Below are 9,252 nucleotides of genomic sequence, written 5' to 3' on the forward strand. Positions count from 1 at the left end.
CACCTTCCCCGCGGCCGCCGGATCAGCGTTACTTGAGCGCGTCGATCAGCGCTTCGCGCTGCCGTTCGCCCAGGCCAGCGGCCCGGCGGTCGGGGTCGATCCCCGCCTGCTCGAGCAGCGCGGCGACCTTGACCGCGCCCAGACCGGGCACCGCCTTGAGAAGCTGCGTGACCTTCGTCTTGCCGACGGTCTTGTTCTCCTTGGCCCGCTTGAGCACCGACTCGATGCTCTCCTTGCCGGACTTGATCGAAGCGAGCAGCTCCGAACGCGCCTTACGAGCCTCTGCCGCCTTGGCGAGGGCCTCGGCGCGCTGCTCCGGAGTCAACGTGGGCAGAGCCAACGTAATGTCCTTTCCTCTCAGGTCTCCGCTTTCGCGGCCGACGGTCTCAGCCGATGCTTGCAGCTGCAAGCGCTGGCCAGCCGTCACTTACCACGGCCCCAGTAAACGCCACGTGCCCGCAGTACGCGCAACCGACACGCACTTATCACCCGTCGACGGGCACGGCGGACCTGCGCGAGGGGACCCCTCGCGACCTGTGAAAACGGCCTCGAAGGGCTCATTTCCACCCCATTACCTCACCCGAACGGGAGTGTATTTCGCCGCAGTTAACACAACGCATTTTCTTGTCCCGCAACAGAAAGCGCGACAGAAGTCGATCATGAACGGCCGGGACCGCCACCCGATGGCGGGAGAGGCCCGACAAGCCGTTACCGAACTTGTTCGTGCCCGATCCGGCGGATGCGCATTAGAGTCGGGCGCACCCCCAGTTCACCGGCGAACCAGCACCACGGGAGTCACCCATGTTGAGCACGATGCAGGACGGACAGCTGTCGCTCGCGAAGCTGCTGCGCCACGGCACGAAGGTGCACGCGAAGAGCGAAGTCGTCACCTGGACCGGTTCAGAAGCCCGCCGGGAAACGTACGCGGAGCTCGGCAAGCACGCCGCCCGGCTGGCGAACGCGCTGCGCGGTCTCGGCGTCACCGGCGACCAGCGGGTCGGCACGTTCATGTGGAACAACGCCGAGCACCTGGCCGCCTACCTGGCAGTGCCCGCCATGGGCGCGGTGCTGCACACGCTGAACATCCGGCTGTTCCCCGAACAGCTGGTTTTCGTGGCGAACCACGCCGAGGACCACGTCGTCATCGTCGACGGCACGCTCGTCCCGCTGCTGGCGAGCAACCTGCCGGGGATGAAGACGGTCAAGCACGTGATCGTGGCCAACGGCGACGCGTCCGCGCTGAGCGCGCCCGAGGGCGTCACCGTGCACTCCTACGACGAGCTGCTGGCCGGGCAGTCCGACGAGTTCGACTGGCCGGAGATTGACGAGCGGGCCGCCGCCGCGATGTGTTACACGTCCGGCACCACCGGTGACCCAAAGGGCGTCGTCTACTCGCACCGGTCGATCTGGCTGCACTCGATGCAGGTCTGCATGACCGACAGCATGCGGCTCGCCCAGGAAGACCTGGCGTTGGCGATCGTGCCGATGTTCCACGCGATGTCGTGGGGCCTGCCGTACGCGGCGATGATGGTCGGCGCCTCGCTGCTGATGCCGGACCGGTTCCTCCAGCCGGCTCCGATCGCGGCGCTGCTGGCCGCGGAGAAGCCGACGTTCGCGGCCGCGGTGCCGACGATCTGGCAGGGCCTGCTCGCGCACCTGGACGCGAACCCGCAGGACATCAGCCACGTGCGCGAGGTCGTCGTCGGCGGGTCGGCCGCGCCGCCGTCGCTGATGCACGCCTTCGAGGAGCGCTACGACGTGCCGATCCTGCACGCGTGGGGCATGACCGAGACGTCGCCGCTGGGCAGCGTCGCGCGTCCGCCCGCCAGCGCGACCGACGAGGAGCGCTGGGCCTACCGATACACCCAGGGCCGGTTCCCGGCGTCCGTGGCGGCCCGGCTGATCGGCGACGACGGCGAGGAACTGCCGTGGGACAACGACGCGGTCGGCGAGCTGGAGGTCTCCGGTCCGTGGATCGCGGGCGCCTACCACGGCGGGTCGGATATCGACCCGGAGAAGTTCCACGGCGGCTGGCTGCGCACCGGCGACGTCGGCAAGATCAGCCCGGACGGCTTCCTGACGCTGACCGACCGCGCCAAGGACGTGATCAAGTCCGGCGGCGAGTGGATCTCGTCGGTGGACCTGGAGAACGCGGTGATGGGCCATCCGGCGGTCGCCGAGGCGGCGGTGGTCGGCATCCCGGACGAGAAGTGGGACGAACGCCCGCTGGTCGCCGTCGTGGTGAAGGAAGGCCAGCAGGCCACCGCCGAGGAACTGCGCGAGTACCTGTCGGACAAGGTCGCGAAGTGGCAGCTGCCGGAGAACTGGACGTTCGTGGAGGAGGTGCCCAAGACGAGTGTCGGCAAGTTCGACAAGAAGCGGCTGCGCGCGTCCTACTCCGAGGGAAAGCTCGACATCTCACATCTCTGAGCGGTAAATCTCCGGCGAGTTGTCGGCCTGGGAAGGACTTCGTGCGGGAATCTGTTGCACGCAAGGAGTCCTTCCCAGCACGTCGGAGGAGAACTGGGGATGCAGCAGCGAAGCAGGAGGGCGTTCCTGTCGTTGGCGGGAACGGCGGCGGTGGGCGCGGTCGCGGCCGCGTGCGGGTCGGACACCGGACGTCCGGGGGATCCGCCGCCGTCCACGGCGATGTCGGCGGGAGCCTCGACGCCGTCGCAGGCCCCGAAGGTCACGCTGCAGCAGTGGTACCACGCCTACGGCGAGGACGGCGTGCAGGAAGCCGTCAAGAACTACGCGGCCGGCTACTCGGGCGCGAAGGTCAACGTCGTGTGGAACCCGGGCGACTACGACTCGAAGATCGTCACCGCGCTGCAGAACAGCCCGGTGCCGGACGTCTTCGAGGCCCAGGTGAAGATCGACTGGGTCCGGCAGAACCAGGTGGTGTCGCTCGACGACATCATCGGGCCGGTCAAGAACGACTTCAGCCCCGCCGTGCTCGCCGCGCAGACCGTGGAAGGCAAGGTCTACGGGATTCCGCAGGCCACCGACACGCAGGTGCTGTTCTACCGCAAGAGCATGCTGCAGGCCGCCGGCGTGCAGCCGCCGCAGACCGTGGACGAGCTGATCGACGCCGCGGGCAAGCTGTCGAAGGACGGCGTGAAGGGCCTGTTCGCGGGCAATGACGGCGGTGTCGGCACGCTCACCGGGCCGCTGCTGTGGTCGGCCGGGCTGGACTACCTGAAGAACAACAACCGCGAGGTCGGCTTCGACGATCCGCGCGCGGCCGCCGCGTTCAGCAAGCTGCACACGCTGAACACCAACGGTTCCCTGCTGCTCGGCGCTCCCGCCGACTGGTCGGATCCGGGCGCGTTCGTCGACGGGCTCTGCGCGATGCAGTGGACCGGGCTGTGGAACGTCCCGAAGGTCCGCGACGCGCTCAACGACGACTTCGGCGTGCTGCCGTTCCCGAAGCTGGACGACAGCGGCAAGCCGTCGGTTCCGGTCGGCGCGTACGGCGCGATGGTCAACGCGAAGAGCGCGCACGTCAACGAGGCCAAGGCGTTCGTGAAGTGGCTGTGGATCGACCAGACCGACAGCCAGCTGGAGTTCGCCACCCGCTACGGCTTCCACGTTCCCGCCCGGCAGAGCCTGATCGACAAGGCCCAGACGCTGCAAACCGGTCCGGCCGCCGACGTGGTGAAGTTCGTCAAGGAGAACAGCCACCTCATCGGCGGTCCAGTGTGGACACAGACCGCGAACACCGCGCTGTCGGACGCGGTCGCGAAGATCGCCAAGGAGGGCGCGGACCCGGTGGCACAGACGAAGGCCGCGGTCACCGTCGCGCAGTCCGAGCTGAAACGCCTGTTCGGATGAAGCTGTCCCGGAAAACCCGGGACACGCTGGCGTTCTGGGGGTTCGTGGGCCCGTTCCTGGCCGGCCTGGCGATCTTCGCCTACGTGCCGATCGGGTGGAGCCTGTACCTGTCGTTCTTCGACGCGCGCAACACGGTCACCCCCAGCGTCTTCGTCGGCCTGGACAACTACGCGCACATGCTCTCCGACGGCCCGTTCGTCTCGAGCCTGGGCACGTTCAGCGTGTTCGCCGTGTTCATCGTGCCGCTGACCTTCGTGCTGTCGCTCGCGTTGGCGGTCGGCGTGAACCAGCTGCGGTTCGCGAAAGCGTTCTTCCGTTCGGTGTTCTTCCTGCCGTTCGCGTGTTCGTACGTGGTGGCGTCGCTGATCTGGAAGACGTCGCTGTTCTCCGGCGTCCGCTACGGCCTCGCCAACGCCGTGCTCGGCGTCTTCGGCATCGACCCGGTGGCGTGGACCGGCACCGTGCACCCGCCGCTGTACTGGATCGTGCTGGTGACCGCCCGGCTGTGGCTGCAGCTCGGCTTCTACATGATCCTCTTCCTCGCCGCGCTGCAACGGATTCCGCAGCATCTGTACGAGGCGGCGTGGCTCGACGGCGCGAAGCCGGGCTGGCAGGTTTTCCGGCACATCACGCTGCCGCAGCTGCGCGCGACGTCGGTGGCCGTGCTGTTGCTGAACCTGGTCAACGCCTACCAAGCGTTCGACGAGTTCTACAACATCATGGGCGATTCCCGGGGCTATCCGCCCTTCGCGCGGCCGCCGCTGGTGTACCTCTACTACACCTCGCTCGGCTCCGGCGGCCAGGATCTGGGCCGCGGCAGCGCGGGCGCGATCATCCTGGCCTTGCTGATCGCCGTGGTGACTCTCCTGCAAGGCAGGCTTTTCCGGTTCGATCGGAGCGCGACATGATCCGCGCGGTGTTTCGCTGGACGGCGCTCGGGGTGTCCGCGATCCTGTTCCTGCTGCCGTTCTACCTGTTGCTGCGCAACGGTCTCGCGTCGCGGGCGGAGATCACCGCGCCAGGCTGGACGCTGTGGCCGAAGCAGATCCACTGGGAGAATTTCACGAAGCTGTTCGACCAGCAGGACGTGCCGTTCGCGCGCAGCATCGTGAACTCGGTCGTCGTCGCGGTCCTGCAAACCGTCGGCCTGCTGGTGGTGTGTTCGCTCGCCGGCTACGGGCTGGCGCGGGTGCCGTACCGCTACTCGAAGCCGGTGTTCTACGCGGTGCTGGCGACGCTGATGATCCCGACGTCGGTGACGTTCGTGCCGAGTTTCGTCGTCGTGTCGACGCTGGGCTGGCTCTCGGACTTCCGCGGACTGGTGATCCCGGGGCTGTTCAGCGCGTTCAGCGTTTTCCTGTTCCGGCAGTATTTCCTGGACTTCCCGAAGGAGCTGGAAGACGCCGGCCGCGTCGACGGCCTGTCCCGCTGGGGCGTCTTCCGCAAGATCGTGGTGCCCAACTCGCGCGGGTTCTTCGCCGCGATCGCGGTGATCACCGTGATCGGCAGCTGGAACGCGTTCCTGTGGCCGCTGATCATCGCGCAGTCGCCGGACTCGTGGACGGTGCAGGTCGCGCTGTCCGGGCTGCTGACCGCGCAGAACCCGCAGCTCAACCTGCTGTTCCTGGCCGCGGTGCTGTCGATCGTGCCGATCGTGGCACTCTTCGCCTTTCTCCAGCGATATCTGGTACGCGGGGTCACCGAATCCGGGTTGAAAGGCTGAAAACCGTCACATCGACCGGCAACCGCGCGTAACGTTTCGCCGTTGACCGCCGACGACTCACCGTCGCCACAGTCGTAGCAGGAGTGCACCCATGACGGACCCTTACCAGCAGCAGCCCTACCCCGGCCAAGACCCGGCCGGTCATCCTTCCGGGCCAGTGCCCGCGCCGGGGTATCCGTCCGGGCCCGTCCCGACGCCTGGGTACGGCCAGGCTCCGGTGCCTTACGGGGCGCCGATGTACGGAGCGCCGTATGGCGCTCCGTATCCCGGGGGTGTGCCGCTGAAGACCAGCGGGCTCGCGGTGGCCGGGATGGTCGTCGGGATTGTTGCGTTGATCTTCTTTTGGGTTCCGTTCTTCGACGTGGTCGCGGCTATCACGGCGATCGGGTTGTCCTGGGCTGGGATGGTGCAGGCCGGGAAGCCTGGGTGGACTGGGCAGGGGATGGGGATCGCCGGGCTGGTGTGCGGGATTCTGGCCGCTATTCCGGCGGTGATTTTCTTGATCTGGTTCTTTGTGTCGTTGTCCGCGGTGGGGGCTAGCTGCGCGTTTTATTGCTGAGGTCTTGGGGGCTCGGCTCGTCGCCTGGCGGCGACATTGCCGTGGTGGTTGCGTGGGGCACCCCGAAGCTGATTGTGATGACGGTCTGGGGTTGCTTGTCAAGGCGGGAAAGATGCCTTGACAAGCAACCCCAGACCGCATTTTTGGCTTCGTATCGGGGTGCGGGGGTGGTGTGGGTGCCTGGTGAGTTGGGTGCATCGGCTGCGGTTGGGTGGGTGCAGTGGGTGCATCGGTTGCGGCTGGGTGGTGGGCGCAGCGGCTTGGGCGAGTGGGTGGCCTGGGGGCGCGGGTGCTTGCTGAGTGGTCCGTGAAGGGCTCCTTGAGGGAATCTAGGTCCGTGAAGGGGCCCCTCACGGACCGCCGCTGGTCGTGAGGGGCCCCTTGAGGGAATCTGCGGACGTGAAGGGGCCCCTCACGGACTTGCGCTGGTCGTGAGGGGAACCCTGAGGGACTCTGAGTCCGTGAGGGTTCCCCTCACGGACGGCTGGCCATCGCGTGATCTCGCCCTCCGTTCGGCGGTAGTGGCTCCCGTTCCTGTGTGACAGAGTCTGCCGCGTTGTCACGGCAAATGTGAGATACCTTCGCGTTCTGCTTTGGTCTCGTTCACCGGTCGGACATGGACATCCGGGAGCGTGCTGGAGCACGGGCGAAGAGGCGGGGAGCGGGAAAATGGCGGAACTGACCAGGCGGGCGTTCACCACCGCGGGAGCGGCCGGAGTGGGGTTGCTGCTCTGCACTCCGACGGCCAACGCATTGGATCGTGCGTTGAGGCGGACCAGTCAGCGGGCGGTCCGGACCGGCGGTACGACGCTTGATCAGGCTGCTTCCGGGGCGTCGACTGGGTACTCGCGGCTGTCTGCCGGGCCTGGTTGGCCGGTTGCCGTGCGGGCGGATCTTGTCGACGGCAAAGCCGGGCGTGATGATCGGCGGACCGCGCTGGGGTCCTTTGTGCAGTTCACTGACCTGCACATCACCGACACTGAATCGCCTGCTCGGTTCGAGTACCTGCATCCGTTCATCGGGTCCGCGCATCGGCCGCAGGAAACGCTGGGCACGGTCGCTACCAGTGCGCTCGTCAGGCGGGTCAACAGTCTCCGGGCGGGGCCGTTCACCGGGCGGCAGTTCGACTTCGTCATGACCACCGGCGACAACACCGACAACCACGAGCTGCTCGAACTCGACTGGTTCCTCACGACGCTCAACGGCGGCGCGATCACGCCCAATTCTGGCGACCCGAACCGCTACGAGGGGGTTCAATCGTCTGGCAACCCGGAGTTCTGGAATCCGGGAACGCGGCTCGCCGACGACTACACCAAGAAGGGCTTTCCGCAGATCCCCGGGCTGCTCGAGGCCGGGATCGCGTCGTTCACCGCGCCCGGGTTGAATCTGCCGTGGTACTGCACGTTCGGCAATCACGATGACAGCGTCGTCGGCACGCTGCCGGAAGGCATTCCGGGCATCGAGGCCTGGTACACCGGCAAATACAAGGTCATCGGCAAGGACGAGAGCAGCGCGCGCAAGCTCGGCACCGCCATCCAACAGGGCAAGAGTGTGCCGCTTGGCGAGTTGTTCGGTGGTGGCACCGTTCGCGAGGTCACGCCGGATCCGCGTCGGCGGCCGTTCAGTACTTCGGAGTTCGTGAAGGCGCATCTGGCCGCGAAGAACACCGGGCCGGGGCCGATCGGGCATGGCTTCACTGACGCCAACTCTGATGGGCGCAACGTTTACTACACGTTCCGGATCGCGCCTGGGGTTACTGGCATCAGCCTCGACACCACTACTCAGGGTGGGTTCGCCGACGGGTCGATCGGGCTCGCGCAGTTCAACTGGGTCGAGTCGACGCTCAAGCGCAACAGCTCGACGTACTACGACTTCTTCGGCCGCAAGGTCGCCCACTCCGTCACCGACGAGCTGTTCGTCCTCTTCAGCCACCACACCAGCGGCACCATGGGCAACCTCCTCCCGGACGCACGCCATCTGCTGGACCCGCGGCTCAACGGCGACACGTTCGTCGCGATGCTGCAGCGCTTCCCGAACGTCGTGGCCTGGGTCAACGGGCACACGCACCTCAACAAGATCACCCCGCACGTCGGCAAAACCCCGGCGCAGAGCTTCTGGGAGATCAACACCGCCAGCCACATCGACTTCCCGCAGCACGCACGGATCATCGAGCTGGCCGACAACCACGACGGCACGCTGTCGGTGTTCACGACGCTCATCGAGGCCGACGCCCCGTACGCCGTGGACTACTCCGCCCGCACCCCCGACGCGCTCGCCTCGATGTACCGCGAGTTCTCCTACAACGACATCCACGCGAACCTCAGCCACGTCGGCGAGGCGGGCGATCGCAACACCGAGCTTCTGCTCGCTAACCCGCTCAGCTGATTACCCGCGAGGTAATCGACGCCATGCGTCCGGCTGCGGTTGACTGCTCGGCATGACCGACGTCGAAGGCACGCAGCTGTTCCACCAGACGATGCCGTTCAGCGAACGGCTCGGCATCGAGGTGCTGGAGCACGGCCCGGACCTGGTCCGCAGCCGGATCGCGTGGGACGAATCGCTGTGCACGCTCGGCGGCGTGCTGCACGGCGGCACCCTGATGGCGTTGGCCGACTCGACCGGTGCCGTCTGCGCGTTCCTCAACCTCCCTGAGGGCGCGCAGGGCACGACGACGCTGGAGTCGAAGACGAACTTCCTGCGCGGCGTCCGTTCGGGGTATGCCACTGCGTCGTCCAGACCACTGCACACCGGGCGCCGCGTCGTGGTCGTCGAGACCGAAATCCGCGACGACGACGGCAAGCTGGCCGCGAAAATCACCCAGACGCAAGCAGTGTTGTAGCGGCGGCTCTTTACTTACCCGCTCCGGAAGGCGAAAATCTTTGGCTACCACTGGGGTCTGGGGACGGAGCCGGAATGCGGGTTCGCGGATTGTGCACGTTACTGTCCATCGTCATGCTCACGGCTGGTGCGACACAGGCCGCTGCCGAACCGCAGCACGCGCGGAACGACGAGGACATCGACTACCACGAATGGTCGTCCGGCTCGTTCTTCGCGGGCCGGCTGGACGGCCTCGGCTTCGGCTACGGCGGCCTGCGGCTCCCGCATCCGGCGGGCAGCGTCTCACCCACCGAACCGG

At 66.9% G+C, this 9,252-nt stretch carries 8 protein-coding genes and 1 pseudogene; 8 read left to right on the forward strand and 1 reads right to left on the reverse strand.

Annotated elements, in window-relative coordinates; genetic code table 11:
• Positions 1-28: 28 nt before the first annotated feature.
• Positions 29-340 carry an integration host factor, actinobacterial type gene (gene mihF / locus D0D37_RS14935; RefSeq protein ID WP_020664542.1) on the reverse strand — a complete coding sequence of 104 codons (312 nt, stop codon included), beginning with the start codon at positions 338-340 and terminating at the stop codon, positions 29-31.
• A gap of 461 nt (positions 341-801) precedes the next feature.
• Between mihF and D0D37_RS14940 the strand changes: the two genes are divergently transcribed.
• The 8 genes and pseudogenes from D0D37_RS14940 to D0D37_RS14975 all read left to right on the forward strand — a co-directional run.
• Positions 802-2,430 carry a long-chain fatty acid--CoA ligase gene (locus D0D37_RS14940; protein ID WP_116201128.1) on the forward strand — a complete coding sequence of 543 codons (1,629 nt, stop codon included), beginning with the start codon at positions 802-804 and terminating at the stop codon, positions 2,428-2,430.
• A gap of 99 nt (positions 2,431-2,529) precedes the next feature.
• Positions 2,530-3,834: an ABC transporter substrate-binding protein gene (locus tag D0D37_RS14945; RefSeq protein ID WP_116201129.1), complete on the forward strand. Its 1,305-nt coding sequence runs from the start codon at positions 2,530-2,532 to the stop codon at positions 3,832-3,834.
• Positions 3,831-4,742 carry a carbohydrate ABC transporter permease gene (locus D0D37_RS14950; RefSeq protein WP_116201130.1) on the forward strand — a complete coding sequence of 304 codons (912 nt, stop codon included), beginning with the start codon at positions 3,831-3,833 and terminating at the stop codon, positions 4,740-4,742. Before D0D37_RS14945 ends, D0D37_RS14950 begins: the two co-directional genes overlap by 4 nt.
• On the forward strand, positions 4,739-5,557 hold the full coding sequence (locus D0D37_RS14955) for a carbohydrate ABC transporter permease (RefSeq protein ID WP_162834249.1): 819 nt from the start codon (positions 4,739-4,741) through the stop codon (positions 5,555-5,557). Before D0D37_RS14950 ends, D0D37_RS14955 begins: the two co-directional genes overlap by 4 nt.
• A gap of 91 nt (positions 5,558-5,648) precedes the next feature.
• Positions 5,649-6,116, forward strand: coding sequence for a DUF4190 domain-containing protein (locus tag D0D37_RS14960; protein ID WP_116201131.1), 468 nt, complete (start codon positions 5,649-5,651; stop codon positions 6,114-6,116).
• A gap of 669 nt (positions 6,117-6,785) precedes the next feature.
• Positions 6,786-8,501, forward strand: a complete 1,716-nt coding sequence (locus D0D37_RS14965) for a TIGR03767 family metallophosphoesterase (RefSeq protein ID WP_116201132.1) — start codon at positions 6,786-6,788, stop codon at positions 8,499-8,501.
• A gap of 52 nt (positions 8,502-8,553) precedes the next feature.
• Positions 8,554-8,955 (forward strand): PaaI family thioesterase, encoded by a 402-nt coding sequence (locus D0D37_RS14970; RefSeq protein ID WP_116201133.1) that lies wholly within the window; start codon positions 8,554-8,556, stop codon positions 8,953-8,955.
• A gap of 113 nt (positions 8,956-9,068) precedes the next feature.
• Positions 9,069-9,252, forward strand: a pseudogene (locus tag D0D37_RS14975) (peptidase C39 family protein); the annotation flags it as partial.

Source organism: Amycolatopsis circi (genome assembly GCF_003385235.1).
Taxonomy (GTDB): Bacteria; Actinomycetota; Actinomycetes; order Mycobacteriales; family Pseudonocardiaceae; genus Amycolatopsis; species Amycolatopsis circi.